This is a genomic window from Colwellia sp. 20A7, from assembly GCF_009832865.1.
In the GTDB taxonomy this organism is placed as follows: domain Bacteria; phylum Pseudomonadota; class Gammaproteobacteria; order Enterobacterales; family Alteromonadaceae; genus Colwellia.
Genome location: NZ_CP047130.1, coordinates 3,303,883 through 3,324,001, shown reverse-complemented (window position 1 = coordinate 3,324,001; position 20,119 = coordinate 3,303,883). Strand labels below are relative to the sequence as shown.

Here is a 20,119-nt window from a genome sequence, read left to right as displayed (position 1 = left end):
TTATATTTAAGGACGGAACACACTTGTTTAATTCTCAATTCAATTCCCAGACAAACTCTCAAAATTCAGCGACTAGCCCTGAGAGTGCATTAGTACCAATGGTAGTCGAACAGACTGCTAAGGGTGAACGTTCTTATGATATTTACTCAAGATTACTTAAAGAGCGTGTTATATTTTTATGTGGCCAAGTTGAAGACCACATGGCAAATTTAATCATAGCGCAATTACTATTCTTAGAATCTGAAAGTCCGGATAAAGATATTTTTCTTTATATCAACTCTCCAGGTGGGTCTGTAACGGCGGGTATGGCTATTTATGATACGATGAAATTTATTAAACCTAATATTTCTACGGTATGTATTGGCCAAGCGGCAAGCATGGGAGCATTTTTGCTTTCAGGTGGTGAAAAAGGTAAGCGTTATTGTTTACCTAATGCACGTGTAATGATTCATCAGCCTTTAGGTGGCTTCCAAGGGCAAGCATCAGACTTCGAAATTCATGCGAAAGAAATATTATTTATTAAAGATAAGTTGAATCGTTTAATGTCGGAGCATACAGGACAACCTCTTGAGAAAGTTTCTCATGATACAGACCGTGATAATTTCTTAAGTGCAGAAAGCGCAGTTGAATATGGTTTAGTTGACTCCATATTAGAACAAAGAAATAGCTAATATTAGTTGTAAGTTGAGTTTGATTTATCAAATTCAACTTAAAAGATGATTTAATAATTGCTATATTACAACTTATGAAAAGATGTAGTAATCATTAACGGAATTAAAGATTTGAGGTAGGGCATGACCGATATTAAAAGTGGTGACGGTGACAATGGTAAATTACTTTACTGTTCATTTTGTGGCAAAAGCCAACATGAAGTACGTAAACTAATTGCTGGCCCATCAGTATTTGTATGTGACGAATGTGTAGAATTATGTAATGACATTATTCGTGAAGAAATAAAAGAAATTTCTCCTAAAGAAGAAAAGGAAGCTTTACCTTCTCCTGTTGAAATACGTGAAAGTCTAGATGATTATGTTATAGGTCAAGACCATGCGAAAAAAGTACTCGCAGTAGCGGTTTATAATCACTATAAACGTTTACGTAATGGTGATTCACATAATGGTGTTGAATTAGGAAAAAGTAATATTTTACTTATTGGTCCTACTGGTTCAGGTAAAACATTATTAGCGCAAACGTTAGCGCGCTTACTTGATGTACCATTTACTATGGCTGATGCAACAACGTTGACTGAAGCTGGTTATGTTGGCGAAGATGTTGAGAATATAATTCAAAAGCTTTTACAAAAATGTGATTACGATGTTGAAAAAGCTCAGCGTGGTATAGTTTACATTGATGAAATTGATAAAATTTCGCGTAAATCAGATAATCCATCTATTACGCGTGATGTTTCTGGCGAAGGTGTTCAACAAGCATTATTAAAGCTTATTGAAGGTACTATTGCTTCAGTGCCGCCACAAGGTGGTCGTAAGCATCCTCAGCAAGAATTTTTACAAGTAGATACTTCTAAAATTTTATTTATTTGTGGCGGTGCGTTTGCAGGCCTAGATAAAGTTATTGAGCAACGTTGTCATACCGGTACTGGCATTGGATTTGGTGCAGAGGTACGTGGTAAAGATGAAGAAATAACGTTAACTCAACGATTAGAAGATGTTGAGCCGCAAGATTTAGTAAAATACGGATTGATTCCTGAATTTATTGGTCGTTTACCGGTAGTCGCTACTTTACGTGAATTAGATGAGTCGGCATTAATTCAAATCTTACAAGAGCCTAAAAATGCATTAACTAAGCAGTTTATAGCATTGTTTGATATGGAAGATGTTGAATTAGAATTCAGAGAAGATGCGCTTCATGCTATTGCTAGAAAAGCAATGGACAGAAAAACCGGTGCACGTGGTTTACGTTCTATTGTTGAAGCTGTTTTACTTGATACCATGTACGAGCTTCCGTCAATGGAGAACGTAAGTAAAATTGTTGTTGATGAGACTACAATTAAAGGTGAATCTAAGCCATTAGTTATTTATGCTAGTCAACAAGAGCAAGCTGCTTCAGAGTAAGTTACTGCCGAAAAATCAATATTGAAATATAAAGAGCCTTATGGGCTCTTTTTTTTGTTTTAAAAGCGACAATAATGACATAGAGAATAGTGAATCTGAGGGTTGTCTAACAAACGCTGGGTGTTCTAATGTTTATGAGTACTCCCCTTTAGTTAGTAATAAATATAATCAAATTGTTATTATTGCTTGTAAGTTTTCTATTTATCCCCATATAGATTTTATCAGTAATTTAAACTTCCCAAAGAGACACACATGACCGAAGAATTAACTAGTGTAGTTGAAATCCCCGTTCTTGCCTTAAGAGATGTTGTCGTTTATCCACAAATGGTTATCCCATTATTTGTAGGTCGAGAAAAAATCTATCCGTTGTTTAGATCTTGCGATGGAAAATGATAAGCAAGTATTTTTAGTCGCACAGAAAGATGCTGCTGTGGATGATCCTCAAGCTGCGGATGTTTATGAAACTGGCACTGTTGCAACTATTTTTACAAATGTTAAAACTCCCTGATGGTACCGTTAAAGTATTAGTGGAAGGTGTACAACGCGCCAAGGTCACTGAGTTTATTGAAACAGAAGAATACTTTAGTGCGAATATTGAATATTTAACTGTTGAAAATAGTGCCGAGGATGATAATGAAGTATTAATTCGTTCCGCTATTTCTCAGTTTGAAGGCTATGTAAAACTGAATAAAAAAATTCCGCCGGAAGTACTGACTTCTGTTTCTGGTATTGATGATGCTGAACAATTAGCTGACACTATGGCAGCTCATATGCCACTGAAGTTAGAAGAGAAGCAGAAAGTACTAGAAATAATTGATATTGTTAAACGCTTAGAGCATTTAATGGCATTAATGGAAGGTGAGATTGACTTACTACAAGTTGAGAAAAAAATTCGTACTCGCGTTAAAAAGCAAATGGAAAAAAGTCAGCGTGAATATTATTTAAATGAGCAAATGAAAGCGATTCAAAAAGAGCTTAATGAAGGTGATGAAACGCCTGATGAGCTTGAGCAAATGTCAAAGCGTATTGATGAAGCACAAATGCCGACAGAAGCAAAAGATAAAACGTTAGCTGAATTGCAAAAATTAAAAATGATGTCACCGATGTCTGCTGAAGCAACTGTCGTTCGTAGTTATATCGAATGCATGATTAATGTGCCGTGGAAAAAACGTAGCAAACTTAAACGTAATTTAGCACTAGCACAAGAAGTATTAGACAAAGATCATTATGGCTTAGATAAAGTTAAAGAGCGCATATTAGAGTATTTGGCCGTACAGCAACGGGTTAGTCAGCTTAAAGGACCTATTCTATGTTTAGTAGGACCTCCTGGTGTAGGTAAAACCTCATTAGGGCAATCTATTGCAAAATCGACGGGCCGAAAGTATATTCGCATGGCTTTAGGTGGTGTACGTGATGAAGCTGAAATTAGAGGGCATCGTCGAACTTATATTGGTTCATTACCAGGTAAGCTGATTCAAAAAATGTCAAAAGTGGGCGTTAAAAATCCGCTATTTTTATTAGATGAAATAGATAAAATGGCATCGGATATGCGTGGTGATCCAGCATCGGCATTGTTAGAAGTATTAGATCCTGAGCAAAACTCAAGCTTCAATGACCATTATTTAGAAGTGGATTATGATTTATCTGATGTGATGTTCGTTGCAACGTCAAATAGTATGGATATTCCAGGCCCATTGCTTGATAGAATGGAAGTTATTCGTTTGTCTGGTTATACAGAAGATGAAAAGCTTAATATTGCCCGTAGTCATTTAGTTGATAAGCAAATACAGCGTAATGGCTTAAAAGCGAATGAAATTAAAATAGAAGATAGTGCTATTGTTGGTATTATTCGCTATTACACGCGTGAGGCTGGTGTTCGAAACCTAGAGCGTGAAATCTCTAAGTTATGTCGTAAAGCAGTTAAAGCTATTTTATTAGATAAAAAGCTGAAAAAAGTGGTCATCAACCAAGAGAACTTAAACGAATATTTAGGTGTTCAACGTTTTGATTACGGCAAGGCCGATGACAAAAACAGAGTGGGCTTAGTTACTGGTTTAGCATGGACACAAGTTGGTGGAGAGTTACTGACGATTGAAACCGCTTCTGTACCAGGCAAAGGTAAGTTAACTTACACCGGTTCATTAGGTGATGTTATGCAGGAGTCTATTCAAGCAGCAATGACTGTTGTACGTAGTAGAACAGAGAAATTACGTATCAATGAAGACTTTTATGAAAAACGAGATATACATGTTCATGTTCCTGAAGGAGCAACACCAAAAGATGGTCCTAGTGCCGGTATTGGTATGTGTACAGCACTTGTTTCTAGTTTAACAGGTAACCCGGTGAAAGCGGATGTGGCTATGACTGGTGAGATTACATTACGTGGTGAAGTTCTTGCTATTGGTGGATTAAAAGAGAAGCTTTTAGCCGCTCATCGTGGTGGTATAAAAACAGTTATTATACCTCATGAAAATGAACGTGATTTAAAAGAAATACCTGAAAATGTTAAAGCTGATCTCGCTATCCACCCAGTAAAATGGATTGATGAAGTGCTTTCAATCGCGCTTGAACACCCAGTAGAACAGTGGAAGGCAGAGTAATTTTTATGCGTAAAAAGTTGCATTTTTGATGTAAATAACCAAAAAAAGCAAAAAAACGTGTAAAAACAGTAAAAAAGTGAAATAAAGGCTTTTCAAACGCTGAAACTATGGTAAGTTAACAACGCTTATGTCGCTAGACCCCTTGTTTAGTATACCTAAGAGGCTGCTGCTCATTAGGTATAAATTAATAAAGGATTAGACATAATAATTTTTTTTCAACTCGGCGCTTGATGTTCAACAAAATAAAATAACATAACGAATCTTTATTTTTTAGGACGAACTTTTATTAAAACTTTTATTAAAGAAAAGTAAATAGCGTTGTAATAATAACAATTGAAGGGGTATACACTGTGAATAAATCTCAACTTATCGAGAAAATTTCTGAAGGCGCTGACATTTCAAAAGCTGCTGCAGGTCGCGCATTAGATTCATTTATTGGCGCTGTAACTGAAGAATTACAAAGTGGTGAGCAAGTTGCTTTAGTTGGTTTTGGTACTTTCTCAGTACGTGACCGTGCGGCACGTACAGGTCGTAACCCACAAACTGGCGCAACTATTCAAATCGCTGCAGCTAAAATCCCATCTTTCAAAGCGGGTAAAGCATTAAAAGATGCTTGTAATAGCTAATAATATAATTAATTACGTTTCGTGATTTTATATTAAAGATATATTTAAAGACCACCTTTAGGTGGTCTTTTGCTTTTAACTTATTTGATTAAATTATTTATAAGTAATTTATAAGTAATTTAATCAAATAAAACACATCTTGCACTTCAAGCGGTGGACTGCATCTGCTAAAATCGCGAGCAACAAAAACTATAGCTTAAGTATCGATATTGTTTATCGGTTTAATATTTATCGATTTTAAAAAATCGGCTTTGGAGATAAGAGAAAAAAATGCTAGAAGATATTAGAGAAAGCTCGCAGGGCTTAACAGCCAAAATAATCCTTGGTCTTATTATACTAACCTTCGCTGTTGCTGGTTTGGGTAGCTACACTAATTCTGTAGATACTTCTGTTGCAACGGTTAATGGTGAAAAGATTAGTCAGCAAGAGTTTGATAGAGCATATCAAGCACAGCGTAACCGTATGGCTCAACAGTTTGGTGAAATGTTTGATACATTATCAAATGACGCTAACTATATGGCTAATTTTCGTAAGGGTGTATTAGATAATTTAATTAACCAAGAATTGATAGATCAAAGTGCACAAGATCTTTCGATACGCGTTTCAGATGCTCGTATTAAAGAAACTATTCGAGTGATGCCTGAATTCCAAGTGGATGGTGTTTTTGATAACAATCGTTATTTAGCTGTTATTAACCAAGCTGGTTTTTATCAATCATCTAGCTTTCGTGATTACCTACGTGTAGAAATGACACGTAGTCAATTATCGCAAGCGTTAGTTGCTACTGAATTTAATTTACCTTATCAAGAAAAGCTACAACAAAACTTACAAAATCAAACTCGTGATATTCGTTATGCGACGCTATCAGCTAAGCAGTTTGAAGCCGATGTTGAGGTAAGTGAAGAAGAAATTAAAACTTACTATCAAACGAATCAAGTACGTTTCGAAAATAAAGAAAAAGTAAAAGTTAACTTTATTCGTTTAAGTGTTGATGATATTGCTAAAAATATTGAAGTGTCTGACAGTGATGTTGAAGCATACTATCAAGAGAATCTTGCTAGCTTTACTGAAGCAGAACAACGTCGTGTTTCGCATATTCTTCTTGGATTTACTGAAGGCGATGATGACAGTGAAGCAGCAGCTAAAGTACAAGCTGAAACTGTATTAACTCGTTTAGGTGCAGGTGAAGATTTTGCTGAATTAGCTAAAGAGCTATCTAGCGATACTTTTAGTGGTGAAAACGGTGGTGATTTAGATTATATAGAACGTGGCGTAATGGGCGATGCTTTTGATGAAGCCGCTTTTGCTTTAACAGCTGTTGGTGATACAACGGAACTTGTTAAAACGAGTTTTGGCTACCATGTAATAAAATTAACCGACCTTAAACCAGAGGAAGTACAGAGTTTAGCTGATGTTAAAGATGAGTTATTCATCAAAATTAGTAGCGACGAAGCTCAAGGACAGTTTTATACTTTAACGCAAGAAATGGCGCGTATTAGTTTTGAATTCCCTGACAGCTTAGAAGATGCTGCCAGTGAAGTTAATGCTACAGTAGAAACTTCAGCATGGTTGTCTTCTACAGGCAACGCGGCTCCTTTTGATAATGCTAAAGTTATTGAAGCTGCTTTTTCAGACTTAGTTTTACAAGATAATATGAACTCTGATGTGATTGAAGTGAGTGATAGTGTTTCTTTAGTCTTACGTTTGAATGAATACCAAGAAGCGAATGTAAAACCTATTGCTGAAGTTGAAGAGCAAATAAAAGCTATTTTAGTTTCTCAAAAAGCGACAGAAAAAGCTCAAACAACGGTCAATGATTTACTTGCTAAGTTTAAAGCAGGTGAAGATATCACTGAGCAGTTAATTGAAAATTACTCAAGTTTTACTAATAAAGAAAACATGACACGCTACGGTACAGATATTGATCAAAGTATTACTCGTGAAGCATTTGTTTTACCACATCCTGTTGATGGTAGTATTTCTGCATCATCGGTTGCATTAAGTAATGGTGATTTAGCCCTAGTAGAATTAAAGGCGGTTCATGTACCAAAAGTGATTATTGATAATCCTCAGCTTTCTCAGCAACAAACGTCTCAATTAGCACAGTCTGCTTATGCAAACTATGTTGATGCATTGAAATTAGATGCAAAGATAACTGTAAATACGGTGACAGAGCAAACAAACTTTTAGTTGGTAGTAAGTAGCGAGTAAGATCACTCGCTACTTTATATTATTTTACTTTTCTAGATCTCAACTGAAAGTTTTGATTCATTAATAATTTTTGAGTCACTTTATGTTGAGGTTTATTCATAACCTCCATCGTGTTTCCAGATTCAACGACCTTCCCATGTGATAACACCATCACATCATCACTAAAGTGACGAATAATACCCAAATTATGGGAAATGAGTATATAGGCTAATCCCATCTGTTGTTGTAGATCTAATAATAGATTAATCATTTGAGAACGTAATGAAGGATCAAGTGCCGCTAATGCCTCGTCAAGTATGATCACTTGTGGTTGTAAAATAATTGCTCTAGCAAGTGATATACGCTGTTTTTGCCCACCAGAAAACATATGAGGATAAAAATTCATATGGTCGCCTAGTAAACCTACTTGTTGCAGAGTAACTCTAATCAGCTCTTGGCGTTTTTTTTCATTAAACGTTGTATTAAGTTTAAGGGGTTCATCTAATAGTTGTAAAATAGTTAAACTAGGATTGAGAGTCGTCCCTGAGTCTTGAAAAATCATACGTATATGCTGACATCGTTCTTTGTAACTACTATCGTGTAGCTTTTTGCCATTCAAATAAATATGGCCGCCACTGGCGGGCTCAGCTCCTACTAATAACTTAGCAAGTGTCGATTTACCTGATCCTGTTTCACCAATAATTGCTAATGTTTTATGGGCTTCAATACTGAAAGAAATAGGCTCTAATGCAATAGTTACTTTCTTTTTAAACCAAAAGCCTTTTTGTTGATAAGACTTACTTAACTCTTCAACCTTAAGTAATTCAGTCATGTTAGCATACCTCTTTAATAGCTTTACGTTTAGCTTTTGTCGGTATTAAAGGGTAATGACAACTTACTTTATGATCATGGAAGCTAGTGATTGTAGGTGCTTGTACACAAGCTTGTTGTGCTCTTGGGCAGCGTGGTCCTAAACGACAACCTATAGGGAGATGCTGTAAAATAGGTATAGTACCAGGTAATGCCATAAGTCTTGATTTAGCGGGTAAATCTATATTTGCACTTGGGCTACTATCAACTAAAGCTTTAGTATAAGGGTGTAATGGCGTTTTGAATATTTGATCAGTAGTTCCAGCCTCAACAAATTGTCCGCTGTACATCACTGTTATCTTATGTGTCCAGTGTGTTATGTTTTCTAAATCATGACTAATTAACAATATCGACATGTTTTTTAATTGGTTTAAACTGGCTAAGAGTCTAAATATTTGACCTTGATTTGTATTTTCCATTGCAGCAGTGGGTTCATCTGCAATCAGTAATATTGGTCTTCTAGCCAACGCTATAGCGATCATAACGCGTTGACATAAAGCATCGGTTAACTGATGTGGATAGCTATTAAGACATGCGTTATGCCTTTTTATACCAACTTTATGTAATAGCTTAATTGCTGCCTCGTGGCGCTGTCGTTGTTTCTGCCAGAAAAATCCGGTGAGGGAGCTCGTATCAATTGCTTCAGCTAATTGATTTTTAATTGTAGTCGTTGGATCTAAGCATGCCATCGGCTCTTGAAATATCATTGCGATATCTCGAGATATTAGCGCTTTACGCTCAGCAATAGATAATCGTAATAAATCTACACCACGCCAATGAAACCTGTCAGCATGTACCTTCCATTTGTCATTTAGCACACCAACAATTGCTTGCGCTAAAAGCGACTTGCCCGATCCAGATTCCCCAACTAACCCTCGAACTTCGCCTTCTTTCATTATCAAACTAACTTTATCAACAGCTAAAATGTTTTTATTTTCACTGACAAGTTCAATGGATAAGTTTCTAATGTCGAGTAAATTCATTACTTGTCCTTGCGTAACTTAAGCGCGTGGCGAATACCTTCACCAACAAGGTTGGTAACTATAACAGCAAACAAAATTGCTAAACCTGGCAAATATACTGTCCAGGGGGCTATGTAAAATAAATCTAAACCGTTAGCTAGGGTTGCTCCCCATTCAGGAAGTGGAATTTGAGCGCCTAAGCCTAAAAAGCCTAACGTAGCTATATCTAAAATAGCCGCTGATTGTGCTAAGGTCGCTTGGCTCATTAGTCTATCAACAATATTTGGAAAAATAGAGTAATACAATATTCTAAACGGACTTGCGCCATCCAATCGTGATGCAAGTACATAATCTTTACGTGATTCTTCTTTTACGGCGTAACGCGTAATATGTATAAACTGAGGAATGAGTACTATCACTACAGCCCATACTGTATTGCCAATTCCAGGCCCTAAAATGGCAACAATAATGATAGCCAATAACAATGAAGGGATAGATAAGATCACATCTAGACAGTGATTGAGAAAGCTTGATTTTATCCCTGTGGTTAATGCTGATAAGGAGCCAATGACAACACCAATAATAAGTGAAGTAATAACAACGATAAAGCTCAGGCCAAAGGTTAACGAAGTACCATACATTAGGCGAGAAAGCATATCTCGTCCTAACTCATCGGTACCAAGTAAATAGCTTATATTCCCATCTGGATGCCAAGCAGGAGGTAACAATAGCATATCTAGTTGACCATCAATTGGTGAATAGGGGGCTAGTATTGGGGCAAAAACAGCTAGAATTATCAAGAATATAAAACAGCTTAATCCCGCCATTGCAGAAGGTGTTTTACGAAAAACTTGCCATAGCTGCATAAAAGGTGACGGGAATATTTCTTCTAAATATATTTTATCACGAGCCATACTTATTACCTCGGGCTAGTGGGTTTAACGCAGCATAGATAAAGTCAGTTAAAATGTGCACGATAAAAATAAAACACGACAGCACCAATAAACCACTTTGTATGGCGGTATAATCTCGTTGGTAAATACTCTCAATGAGCCAGCGACCTATGCCTGGCCAGCTAAAAATAACTTCAGTGACCATTGCAATAGTTACTAGGTTTGCAAACTGCAAACCAACGTGACGAATTATTTGAATTAACGCATTTCTGATCGCATGACGAAATATCATTTGTCGAAAGGTTAAACCTTTTGCATTTGCTGCTCGAATATAGCTTGTTTCTAAAACTTCTATCATTGATGTTCTAGCTAAGCGAATGAATATAGTGGCGGGAGCTACAGCTATGACACAAGCAGGTAGTATAATATGCGCGGTGGCATCACTAAAAGCTTGCCATTTATAAGGGCTATCACTGAGTAATATATCAATAAATTGAATACCGGTTATTAACTCAATTTCAAACAGCAAACTAATCTGTCCGGCTGATGGCAACCAGCCTAAGTTTATCGAAAAGGTTAAAATAGCCAATATACCCAACCAAAATACGGGGATTGAATAGCCTAGCATTGAAACAGACACAATAATATTATCGGTTGTTTTGTTTTGTTTTATTGCTGCAATAAAACCAAGTGGAATACCAACAAACATTGCAATAAATAGCGCTACTAAACTCAGTTCAATAGTTGCAGGTAATAAATTAAGTACTTCAGTTGCTATGTTAGACTGACTCGCCATTGAAATACCTAGCTCACCATTTATTATGTGATGGAGGTAGGTTAGGTACTGCCAAAATATATTACTATCTGTGTGGTAATGTTTTTCTATTTCTATTAATTGAGTTGGGGTAGCGTTAATAGCGCCTGATATATTGATGATTGAATCACCTGGAAATAAAAAGCTTAAACTAAAAGATAACAATGTTAGTACTAACATTGTAAAAATAAATAAGCTTAATCTTCGTAATGTAAAACCAACATGATTAATTTTCACCTACATTAATTTGATTAACTATCGTAGTATCTTTTATTTTTTTTGCGCTCAGCGCTGACTTTTTATTTTTATCTATATGATAAAAATTGATACCACCAAATGCGGCAAGGATATCGCCCGTAATTTCTTTATTACGTGCTTGATAACGTTTTGAGTGCGCAATAGGAATCAAAGGTATTTCTTCTTCTATAATTCTCATCGCTTGAGAATAGTATTCTTTTCTTTGGTTTAAGTCTGTGGTTTGTAAGGCACTTTGCAGAATACTATCAAATTTTTTATTACACCAAAAAGTGGTATTACTCCCGGTATTACTGGCAGAGCAGCTTAACATGGGAGAGAAAAAGTTATCTGGGTCAGGATGATCAGCCGACCAACCTAATAAAAAACTTTGATGTTCACCAAGACTTAAACGATTTAAAAAAGTATTCCATTCATAAGAAACAATGTTAACTTTAATTCCAATATCATTTAGATCAGCTTGAATAAGTTTAGCCATCGTTATTGCATTAGGATTATAAGGCCTTTGAACTGGCATTGCCCACAAATCCATAGTAAATCCTTGCGGAAAGCCAGCTGTGTCTAACAGGCTTTTCGCTAGAACGGGATTAAATTCATGTGCGGGAATAGAGTCATCAAACGCCCAAGAAGTATTCGGTAGTATCGATTTTGCTAATACAGCCTTACCTTTATAAACGGTATCGAGTAATACTTGTTTATTAATAGCATAACTCACTGCTTGGCGAACGAGTTTATTATCAAAAGGAGGCTTTTTAACATTGAATCCAAAGTAGCCGACATTTAAGGCCGTAATCGATTCTAAGGTTAAGCTTTTATTTTCACCTATTTTATTATGTGCAATAGGGTACGCTGAAATGTCACACTCTTTGGCAAGCAACTTAGTTAACCTACCAGTATTACTGGGGGTGATATCAAAAACTAATTGCTCAATTTTTACCGGATCACGCCAATATTGCTCGTGGCGGTAATAGCGAATAAAAGATCCAATGCGATATTCTTTTAGCTTAAATGGACCTGTCCCTATTGGGTAGGTATCTATATTACTTTTTCTTTGCTGTTTAACTAGTTGTTCAGCATATTCAGCAGATAAAATAACAGCGTAATCGGTTGCTAAGTTTGCAAGAAATGAATTATCAGGATGAGTTAAATGAAATCGAACAGTGTGCTCATTTATTTTTTCTATCTTTTCAATTAATGTATTAAGTTCAATGTTTTGAAAAAAAGGATAATCACCACCTGATACAAAGTGGAATGGATGTTTTTTATTTAAAATACGATTGAAACTGAAGATAATGTCATCAGCGTTAAGAGTCCTGCTTGGTGTAAAATAATCTGTTTGGTGAAAAGCAACATCTTTACGCAAATAAAAAGTGATTTTTTTGCCATTTTTGGTTACATGCCAAGATTTCGCTAATGCAGGGGTTAGTGTATTCTCTTCTCCTTTATAGCTTAACAATCGATCATATAATTGGTTCGATGTCGCATCAATGGTAGTGCCAGATGTTACTAATTGCGGATTAAATGTTTCAGGTGATCCTTCTGCGCAATATATAACACTATGTTCATCTAACGAAACTGTACTTTCATCATTACAGCCAGATAATGCGAAGAAACTTAGGCAAGCTATTAAATTAACCTTAATTTTATTCATCTGTATCATTACCATCAAGTAAATTGTATTTTTTTAAATAACCTCTTAGTTGATGATAGGTTAATTCTAGCGCTTGTGCGGTTTTCTTTTGATTATACTGACAGTGCGCTAAAGCTGACTTGATTAATTCTATTTCATAATTTTGTGACAAAGACTTCAATGATTGAGGAAATTGGGTATTCATTAGTGCAGTGGTCGCGGTAAATTCGGGCTGAATTACATCATTGCTCGCATTATTATCACTTGTATTATTTTCAGTCTTATTATTAACCGAATCTGAGGCACTATCGCTTATTGTCTCATTCTGCGTTGTATGAACTCTATCAAGGGTTTTAATGCGTTGATTAGGTCTAAAAGGTGATTCGAAAGGATCAATAATTAAATCATGAACTGGCAGGTGAGGGTTATTACATCGGTAAACACTGCGTTCAATAACATTTTTTAACTCGCGGATATTTCCTGGCCATGAATATTCAAGCATGGCTCTTTTCGCTTTCTCGGTGAAGCCACTAAATAATTCAAACTCTAATTCACGTGCCATTGTCATAGCAAAATGCTCTGCTAACATTAAAATGTCATCAAGTCGTTCACGTAATGGTGGGAGTGTTATAACATCGAATGCTAAGCGGTCAAGTAAATCAGCTCTAAACTGTCCTGAAGCAGCTAATGAAGGGAGATCTTCGTTAGTCGCTGCCACTAATCGCACATCAGTTGTTATTGTACGAGAGCCACCTACACGCTCAAATTCACCATACTCAACAACGCGTAATAACTTTTCTTGTATTAAACCTGAGGTATTCGCAATTTCGTCTAAAAATAATGTGCCATTGTCGGCGCGCTCAAAACGACCTTCATGACGTTTGCTTGCGCCAGTGAAGGCACCAGAATCATAGCCAAATAGCTCGGTTTCAAGTAGGTTTTCATTTAAAGCGGCACAATTTAGTTTTAGATAACTTTGTTCCCAACGTTTTGATAAGTAATGTAAGCGAGCAGCGACTAACTCTTTACCTGTACCGCGTTCGCCAATAATTAATACGGGTTTACTAAGTGGTGCAATTTGAGATATTTGCTCTAATACTTCTAAAAAGCTATTTGACTGTCCCAGAAGGTTATCTTGTTTATTAAAGCGTCCCATGACTTGACCTAATATTGATACCAATATCACTTAGTTTATTCTTGTTGGGTAAGAAATAACAGGAAAGACTTGGTATTAGTTAATTTAACTAACAAATAGTGTATTTCATTAATTCGTTATAGAAAAGAAATTTTTAACGTTATAAAAAAACCTTTTAAAACAAAAGATTAATGTTTTATGTCATATTGGCGTAAAATATGAATATAACTTAGTATAAATTTAAATTCGAATTTATACTAATTTCGCCAAGCGTATAATATAGATGGTTTACGTTTAAATGAAGTTATTAATTCTAGAGAGAGGTTGTTATGGGTATTTTTTCAAGGTTTACCGATATTATTAATTCTAATATCAACAATTTATTAGATAAAGCTGAAGACCCGGCTAAAATGGTAAGGTTAATTATTCAAGAAATGGAAGATACTTTAGTTGAAGTACGCTCTAGTTCAGCTAAAACATTGGCAGATAAAAAAGAATTAACTCGCCAAGTAACTCGTTTTGATAATGAAGCACAACAATGGCAAGAAAAAGCGGAATTAGCCTTAAGTAAAGATCGTGAAGACTTAGCTAGGGCAGCTTTGATGGAAAAGAAAAAGAGTACTGAAAACTCTCAATCTTTACTGCAAGAACTTGCCAATGTTGAAGATCATATTACTAAATTGCAAGATGAAATATCACAACTGCAAGATAAGTTAGCGGATGCAAAAACTCGTCAAAAAGCGATTATTATGCGAGAAAAAACAGTAAACTCTCGTTTAAAAGTGAAGCAGAACATTGACAGTAATAAAGTAAACGATGCATTAAGTCGCTTTGACCGTTATGAAAGTAAGATTGATGGGATTGAAGCACAAGTTGAATCATATGATTTGGGCAGTAAGTCTTTAGCTGATGAAATCGCAGAGCTTGAGTCGAATGAAAAAGTTGATGACGAACTTGCTTCGTTAAAAGCTAAAATGAAAAAACAACAAGATTAAGCTATTAATTACTGGTCATTATTTAGTTCGTTATTATTGCTAAAGTGTAAGGTTTAGAGTGGCTAAACCTTAAGTAATGAAGTTTATTCATTTCTGCAAATGGCTAAAATAGTTGCTTGATAAGTTAAAGAAAAAGTTAAGGAGATAATCGTGGAAGAGATCATTATGGCACCGGTCATTATTTTTATGGTCATTGTTGCCCCTATTTGGCTAATATTACATTACCGCAGTAAAGGACAAGTAAATCAAGGATTGAGCGAAGAAGAGTATATTCAGTTATCTGACTTATCCGAGACAGCAGATAAAATGGCTGATCGTATTAAAACGTTAGAAGCGATTTTAGATGCAGAAACGCCTGAATGGAGAAGTAAATTATGAAGATTAAGCGAGGAGACCTATACCGAAATACATCACGCGGAAAAATAGCGGGTGTTTGTGCGGGTATTGCAGACTACTTTGGCTGGGAAACCTGGTTAGTACGAATCTTAGTAGTATCGGGAGTTCTCTTTGGTATACCTTTTTTAATTTTAGGGTATATCGCCGCTTGGTTTATTCTTGATAAAGATCCTAAAGCACAAGCTAAAATGTCAAACAATAAGTTTCATCAAACAGAATCGTCAAAAACTAATTCAGCAGGCAATACTCAATCAGAGTCCGATGGTGAATATGAAAACGAATCAATTAAAGTGAAAACAAGAGTTTGGCAATCAGGGGAGCCACCTAAACAAGCCTTCCATGATATTCGTAAAAAATTTGGTTCATTAGAAAAGCAATTACAGAATATTGAACAATATGTAACGTCGTCAGAATTTAGTGTTGCTAGAGAAATTAATAAACTGTAATTTTACTTAGTTACTAGCGCTTCCCGTAGAATCTCTAACAATTAGTTGCGGAATGTACTGACTTATTGCATTTTTTCCTTTTTGTTTACGTACCTGACTGATTAATAAGCTTGCTGCATCGTGTGCTATTTGCTTATTAGGTTGATCTGCTGTGGTCAGTTTTGGCCATGTTTGACGAGAAAAAGGGCTATTCTCGAAGCCTGTAATTGATAGCTGTTCAGGTATTTTTATATTCATCAACCGAGCTGCAAATAAAGCACCGGCGGCAATTTCATCGTTACACGAAAATATTGCTGTTGGTGTATCGCTTGGGCTAACTTCTTTAGCCATTAATTTTTGAGCACCATTCACACCTGATTCAAATGAATATTCACCTTCAATCACTAAGTTGTTGTTGAATTTGATATCATTAATTTTTAATGCGTGTCTGTAACCTTTATAACGCTCAATTGTTGACATATGTTCTGCATCACCCGCAATAAACGCGATTTTTTTATGTCCTAAATCAATTAAGTGCTGAGTTATCGTTTGCGCGGCTTCCCTATCATTTACCATAACACATGGGCTTAATTCGTCAGGAGCAACGTCACCTGACATAATACGAACCACTTTTATATCAAGCGCAGTAATACGTTTAACAAATTCAGGTTGCTCTGAAAATGGCGGCGTTAGCACTAAACCGGCAACACGTGCATGTCTTATCGTATTAATTATATCTTCAGTAATGTTTTCTTTTTGAGAGTCACAAGGGTTAATTAATAATTCAAAGCCTTGTTGACGGCAGGCAGATAAAATACCTTCTTGCATATCAATAATATAATAAGCATTTGGGTTGTCATATACATAGGCAATAGTGAAAGATTTTGTACCTGCTAAGTTACGGGCAGCTAAATTTGGCTGATAATTCAGTTCTTTTACCGCTTCTTGTACTTTTTCTCGAGTAACTTGACGAACAGAAGGTTCATTGTTCATCACTCGCGAAACAGTTTTTATTGAAACACCCGAAAGTTTGGCGACATCATTAATTGTTGCTTTCATCTATCCATTTAACCTTTATTATTTTTAAAGCAGCCATTACTACAGCAGTAGAGTAGTGCTTCTTTATCTACGCAGCAATAACTAATATTATTTTTATCTAATTAAATACACAATGAAAGCATAATAAGCTAGAAACCAATAATTGACAGCGTTGTCATTCTTGGGTAGGGTACCATAATTGTTTATAAAAACATAATGTCGTCATGTGTTAGCCTTACTATATATGAGCATAATACTTTACTCATCATTTGAGTCATTTACAGGAACAACTATGTCAGATCGCCAAATATTATCCAGCTGGAAAAAACTACAACAATTAGCGTTAGATAAAAAAACTCAACATATGAATACTTTATTTGCTAATGATGGAGAGCGTTTCGAAAAATTCTCTATCGAGTTGCCTAATTTGTTACTTGATTACTCTAAAAATTTAATTGATTGTGAAACCATGGATAGTTTATTAGATTTAGCTGAAGAAACTGAAGTCTGCCAGTGGCGCACTAAAATGTTTTCTGGCGAGAAAATAAATAAAACAGAAGAACGAGCCGTTTTACATACTGCCTTACGCCGCAAAAATGATGAACCATTAATCCTAGACGGTGAAAATATTACCGAGCAGGTAGAAAAGCAACTAATTAAAATGGAAGCGTTTGTGAATAAAGTTCGCCAAGGGCATTGGTTGGGGTATTCAGGTAAACGTATTACTGACATTGTAAATATTGGGGTTGGCGGCTCTAATCTAGGCCCTCAAATGGTGACGGAAGCACTAAAGCATTATAGTGATGGTGCAGTGAATGTTCATTACGTTTCAAATGTTGATGGCGCTCAAATCGTTGAAGTTTTACGACCGCTAGATCCTCAAAATGTATTGTTTATTGTCTCAAGTAAAACGTTTACAACGACTGAAACTATGACCAATGCAAAAACGGCGATGAAGTGGTTAACAAGTGCATCCTTTGATGAAAAGTCTGTTGCGAAACACTTTGTTGCTGTTACTGCGCATAAAGAGAACGCGATGAGCCTAGGTATTGAGGCTGATAACATTTTTGATATGTGGGATTGGGTTGGAGGACGCTTTTCATTATGGTCAGCGATTGGCTTAGCGATTGCGCTCGATTTAGGCTTCGATAAATTTAAAGAGTTACTTGATGGCGCTAATGATATGGATCAACATTTTATTAACGCACCATTACGCAATAATATGCCAGCTATAATGGCGTTAATTAGTGTGTGGAATACCACCTTTTTGGGAGCACGTTCGCAAGCTATTCTACCTTATGATCAAACTTTGCATATGCTTTCAGCTTATTTACAACAAGCGGAAATGGAAAGTAATGGAAAATCGGTTACTTGGGATGGTGATGAAGTTAACTATGCGACAGTCCCTTCTATTTGGGGCGAGCTGGGTATTAATGGTCAACATGCGTTTTATCAATATCTGCATCAAAGTAATAATGTTGTACCTGCTGACTTTATCGGCTCTGTAGAAAGTGTGACACCGGTAAAAGGTCATCATGAAACGTTAATGGCAAACTTCTTTGCTCAAACCCAAGCATTAATGGCTGGCGTAAATGAAGAACAAGTAAGGGCGGATCTTAAAGCAAAAGGTCGTACGGCCGACTATATTGATAAAGTTGCTCCTCATAAAGTACATAAAGGTAACAGACCAACCAATACTATTTTATTAAAACGTATTGATCCCAAAACATTAGGTAGTTTAATTTCAGCCTATGAACATAAAATATTTGTTCAAGGAATTATTTTGCAAATATGTTCTTTCGATCAGTGGGGAGTTGAATTAGGTAAGGGCTTAGCAGCTGAAATACAGCAAGAATTAGAGAACAATACAATATCATCTAAGCATGATTGCTCAACAGCCAGTTTAATGAAGTTCTATCAAAAAGCTAAGTAACAAACATTGTATTTAATGAGTATTTTATTTCTACGCATGAGTAGCCTATAGAGTAGGGCTGATAGCATAAAAAAAGCAGTCATAAGTTTTATGGCTGCTTTTTGTTTTACTGTAATATTTTGTTTAACTGATTAGTTAACTCAGTTATGAAGACTAAATAGAGGCCATTGCTTGTGCAGTGTCTAACATTCTATTTGCAAATCCCCATTCATTGTCACTCCATATCAGCATTTTAACTAAACGTTTATGGCTAACACGTGTTTGGTTACCATCGACGATACAAGAATGCGTATCGTGATTAAAATCAACGGAGACTAGCGCTTCTTCGGTATAAGCTAATATTCCTTGTAAACCTTGTTGATCTAATGGTGTCGCTTCAGCTTGCTGTATTACTTGGTTAATAGCATGAATACTGACATCTTCATTAACCGTAACACTTAAATCCATTGCTGTAACATTCAGTGTTGGTACCCGAACAGCAATTGCTTCAAACCTACCTTTAAATTTAGGTAAAATTCGTTCAATGCCTACCGCTAATTTTGTATCTACCGGAATAATAGATTGGCTAGCTGCACGACTACGACGTAGATCTGGGTGATAAGCATCAATGACTTGTTGATCATGCATAGAAGAATGAATAGTTGTTATAGTGCCGCTTTCAATACCAAAAGCATCATCAAGCACTTTTATTACAGGCACTATACAGTTAGTTGTACATGAGCCATTTGAAACAACCGTGTCACCACTGGTAAGCTCATGATGATTAATACCATAAATAATTGTTGCATCAATATCTTGGGTGCAAGGGTGAGAAAATAATACTTTTTTAGCACCTTGTTTAATGTGCGCTAAACCATCGGCTTTACTGCCAAATTTTCCTGTACAGTCGAGAACGATATCAATTTTGTGTTCACGCCAAGGGATTTGTTCAATTTTGTCAAAATGAAGTAATGCTATTTCATTTCTAAACTGGTTATTTTGTGAGGTACTTTTATTGGAAATAAATAGCTTTTCGTCTTCTTGTTCAACAGAAAAAGCAAACCGTCCATGTGTTGTATCGTATTTCAATAAATGAGCAATACCGGTTGCGGGTGCTAAGTCGTTTATCGCAACTATTCTGAAGTCTTCGTTTCTACCGCTTTCATAAAGCGAGCGAACAATACTTCGACCAATACGACCAAAGCCGTTAATAGCAATATTTATCATAAATTACTTGAAGTGATGTTATTCACTGTACCTAGATGTGTAAGGTGGGCAATTTCTTGCCCACCGTTTTCTACTTGCT

Annotated in this window: 16 protein-coding genes and 1 pseudogene; 9 read left to right on the top strand and 8 right to left on the bottom strand. The window is 36.0% G+C overall.

Annotated elements, in window-relative coordinates; genetic code table 11:
* Positions 1 to 23 precede the first annotated feature (23 nt).
* From clpP to GQS55_RS14320, 5 genes and pseudogenes are all read left to right on the top strand, one after another.
* On the top strand, positions 24 to 671 hold the full coding sequence (gene clpP / locus GQS55_RS14340; RefSeq protein WP_159821156.1) for an ATP-dependent Clp endopeptidase proteolytic subunit ClpP: 648 nt from the start codon (positions 24 to 26) through the stop codon (positions 669 to 671).
* Between the two features lie 123 nt (positions 672 to 794).
* Positions 795 to 2,072, top strand: coding sequence for an ATP-dependent protease ATP-binding subunit ClpX (gene clpX, locus GQS55_RS14335; protein ID WP_159821155.1), 1,278 nt, complete (start codon positions 795 to 797; stop codon positions 2,070 to 2,072).
* Between the two features lie 252 nt (positions 2,073 to 2,324).
* Positions 2,325 to 4,672, top strand: a pseudogene (gene lon, locus GQS55_RS14330) (endopeptidase La).
* Between the two features lie 350 nt (positions 4,673 to 5,022).
* On the top strand, positions 5,023 to 5,298 hold the full coding sequence (gene hupB / locus GQS55_RS14325; RefSeq protein WP_159821154.1) for a nucleoid-associated protein HU-beta: 276 nt from the start codon (positions 5,023 to 5,025) through the stop codon (positions 5,296 to 5,298).
* Between the two features lie 270 nt (positions 5,299 to 5,568).
* Complete coding sequence (locus GQS55_RS14320) at positions 5,569 to 7,488, top strand: SurA N-terminal domain-containing protein (RefSeq protein WP_159821153.1); 1,920 nt, start codon at positions 5,569 to 5,571, stop codon at positions 7,486 to 7,488.
* A 40-nt stretch (positions 7,489 to 7,528) separates the two neighbouring features.
* On the opposite strand, the gene GQS55_RS14315 is transcribed toward GQS55_RS14320, so the two are convergent.
* The 6 genes from GQS55_RS14315 to pspF are packed head-to-tail and all read right to left on the bottom strand — an operon-like array spanning position 7,529 to position 14,068.
* Positions 7,529 to 8,320: a peptide ABC transporter ATP-binding protein gene (locus GQS55_RS14315; RefSeq protein WP_159821152.1), complete on the bottom strand. Its 792-nt coding sequence runs from the start codon at positions 8,318 to 8,320 to the stop codon at positions 7,529 to 7,531.
* Between the two features lies 1 nt (position 8,321).
* The gene (locus GQS55_RS14310; RefSeq protein ID WP_159821151.1) at positions 8,322 to 9,341 is read right to left on the bottom strand and encodes a peptide ABC transporter ATP-binding protein; all 1,020 of its coding nucleotides are present in this window, start codon (positions 9,339 to 9,341) and stop codon (positions 8,322 to 8,324) included.
* On the bottom strand, positions 9,341 to 10,234 hold the full coding sequence (locus tag GQS55_RS14305) for an ABC transporter permease subunit (RefSeq protein ID WP_159821150.1): 894 nt from the start codon (positions 10,232 to 10,234) through the stop codon (positions 9,341 to 9,343). Before GQS55_RS14305 ends, GQS55_RS14310 begins: the two co-directional genes overlap by 1 nt.
* Positions 10,224 to 11,264 carry an ABC transporter permease gene (locus GQS55_RS14300; protein ID WP_268892405.1) on the bottom strand — a complete coding sequence of 347 codons (1,041 nt, stop codon included), beginning with the start codon at positions 11,262 to 11,264 and terminating at the stop codon, positions 10,224 to 10,226. Before GQS55_RS14300 ends, GQS55_RS14305 begins: the two co-directional genes overlap by 11 nt.
* Positions 11,254 to 12,933 carry an ABC transporter substrate-binding protein gene (locus GQS55_RS14295; protein ID WP_159821148.1) on the bottom strand — a complete coding sequence of 560 codons (1,680 nt, stop codon included), beginning with the start codon at positions 12,931 to 12,933 and terminating at the stop codon, positions 11,254 to 11,256. The genes GQS55_RS14300 and GQS55_RS14295 overlap by 11 nt, the downstream gene beginning before the upstream one ends.
* A complete protein-coding gene (pspF, locus tag GQS55_RS14290) occupies positions 12,926 to 14,068 on the bottom strand; it encodes a phage shock protein operon transcriptional activator (protein WP_159821147.1) in 1,143 nt (380 codons plus the stop codon). The genes GQS55_RS14295 and pspF overlap by 8 nt, the downstream gene beginning before the upstream one ends.
* A gap of 308 nt (positions 14,069 to 14,376) precedes the next feature.
* Between pspF and pspA the strand changes: the two genes are divergently transcribed.
* The 3 genes from pspA to pspC all read left to right on the top strand — a co-directional run bounded on the left by pspA (position 14,377) and on the right by pspC (position 15,884).
* Positions 14,377 to 15,042, top strand: coding sequence for a phage shock protein PspA (gene pspA / locus GQS55_RS14285; protein WP_159821146.1), 666 nt, complete (start codon positions 14,377 to 14,379; stop codon positions 15,040 to 15,042).
* Between the two features lie 165 nt (positions 15,043 to 15,207).
* Complete coding sequence (gene pspB / locus GQS55_RS14280; RefSeq protein ID WP_159822864.1) at positions 15,208 to 15,420, top strand: envelope stress response membrane protein PspB; 213 nt, start codon at positions 15,208 to 15,210, stop codon at positions 15,418 to 15,420.
* Positions 15,417 to 15,884 (top strand): envelope stress response membrane protein PspC, encoded by a 468-nt coding sequence (pspC, locus tag GQS55_RS14275; protein ID WP_159821145.1) that lies wholly within the window; start codon positions 15,417 to 15,419, stop codon positions 15,882 to 15,884. The genes pspB and pspC overlap by 4 nt, the downstream gene beginning before the upstream one ends.
* Positions 15,885 to 15,890: 6 nt before the next feature.
* On the opposite strand, the gene GQS55_RS14270 is transcribed toward pspC, so the two are convergent.
* The gene (locus GQS55_RS14270; RefSeq protein ID WP_159821144.1) at positions 15,891 to 16,922 is read right to left on the bottom strand and encodes a LacI family DNA-binding transcriptional regulator; all 1,032 of its coding nucleotides are present in this window, start codon (positions 16,920 to 16,922) and stop codon (positions 15,891 to 15,893) included.
* Positions 16,923 to 17,193: 271 nt separating this feature from the next.
* Here GQS55_RS14270 and pgi point away from each other — a divergent pair, with 271 nt between their 5' ends.
* On the top strand, positions 17,194 to 18,834 hold the full coding sequence (gene pgi, locus GQS55_RS14265) for a glucose-6-phosphate isomerase (protein ID WP_159821143.1): 1,641 nt from the start codon (positions 17,194 to 17,196) through the stop codon (positions 18,832 to 18,834).
* A gap of 153 nt (positions 18,835 to 18,987) precedes the next feature.
* Here pgi and epd read toward each other — a convergent pair whose 3' ends face one another.
* Positions 18,988 to 20,040, bottom strand: coding sequence for an erythrose-4-phosphate dehydrogenase (gene epd / locus GQS55_RS14260; RefSeq protein WP_159821142.1), 1,053 nt, complete (start codon positions 20,038 to 20,040; stop codon positions 18,988 to 18,990).
* Between the last annotated feature and the right edge of the window lie 79 nt (positions 20,041 to 20,119).

What these genes read in the sequence shown, in the direction of transcription:
- clpX (WP_159821155.1), top strand. Translation starts at nt 795, where the DNA reads ATGACCGATATTAAAAGTGGTGACGGTGACAATGGTAAATTACTTTAC.
- GQS55_RS14320 (WP_159821153.1), top strand. Translation starts at nt 5,569, where the DNA reads ATGCTAGAAGATATTAGAGAAAGCTCGCAGGGCTTAACAGCCAAAATA.
- GQS55_RS14315 (WP_159821152.1), bottom strand. Translation starts at nt 8,320, where the DNA reads ATGACTGAATTACTTAAGGTTGAAGAGTTAAGTAAGTCTTATCAACAA.
- GQS55_RS14310 (WP_159821151.1), bottom strand. Translation starts at nt 9,341, where the DNA reads ATGAATTTACTCGACATTAGAAACTTATCCATTGAACTTGTCAGTGAA.
- GQS55_RS14305 (WP_159821150.1), bottom strand. Translation starts at nt 10,234, where the DNA reads ATGGCTCGTGATAAAATATATTTAGAAGAAATATTCCCGTCACCTTTT.
- GQS55_RS14295 (WP_159821148.1), bottom strand. Translation starts at nt 12,933, where the DNA reads ATGAATAAAATTAAGGTTAATTTAATAGCTTGCCTAAGTTTCTTCGCA.
- pspF (WP_159821147.1), bottom strand. Translation starts at nt 14,068, where the DNA reads ATGGGACGCTTTAATAAACAAGATAACCTTCTGGGACAGTCAAATAGC.
- pspA (WP_159821146.1), top strand. Translation starts at nt 14,377, where the DNA reads ATGGGTATTTTTTCAAGGTTTACCGATATTATTAATTCTAATATCAAC.
- pspB (WP_159822864.1), top strand. Translation starts at nt 15,208, where the DNA reads ATGGCACCGGTCATTATTTTTATGGTCATTGTTGCCCCTATTTGGCTA.
- pspC (WP_159821145.1), top strand. Translation starts at nt 15,417, where the DNA reads ATGAAGATTAAGCGAGGAGACCTATACCGAAATACATCACGCGGAAAA.
- GQS55_RS14270 (WP_159821144.1), bottom strand. Translation starts at nt 16,922, where the DNA reads ATGAAAGCAACAATTAATGATGTCGCCAAACTTTCGGGTGTTTCAATA.
- pgi (WP_159821143.1), top strand. Translation starts at nt 17,194, where the DNA reads ATGTCAGATCGCCAAATATTATCCAGCTGGAAAAAACTACAACAATTA.
- epd (WP_159821142.1), bottom strand. Translation starts at nt 20,040, where the DNA reads ATGATAAATATTGCTATTAACGGCTTTGGTCGTATTGGTCGAAGTATT.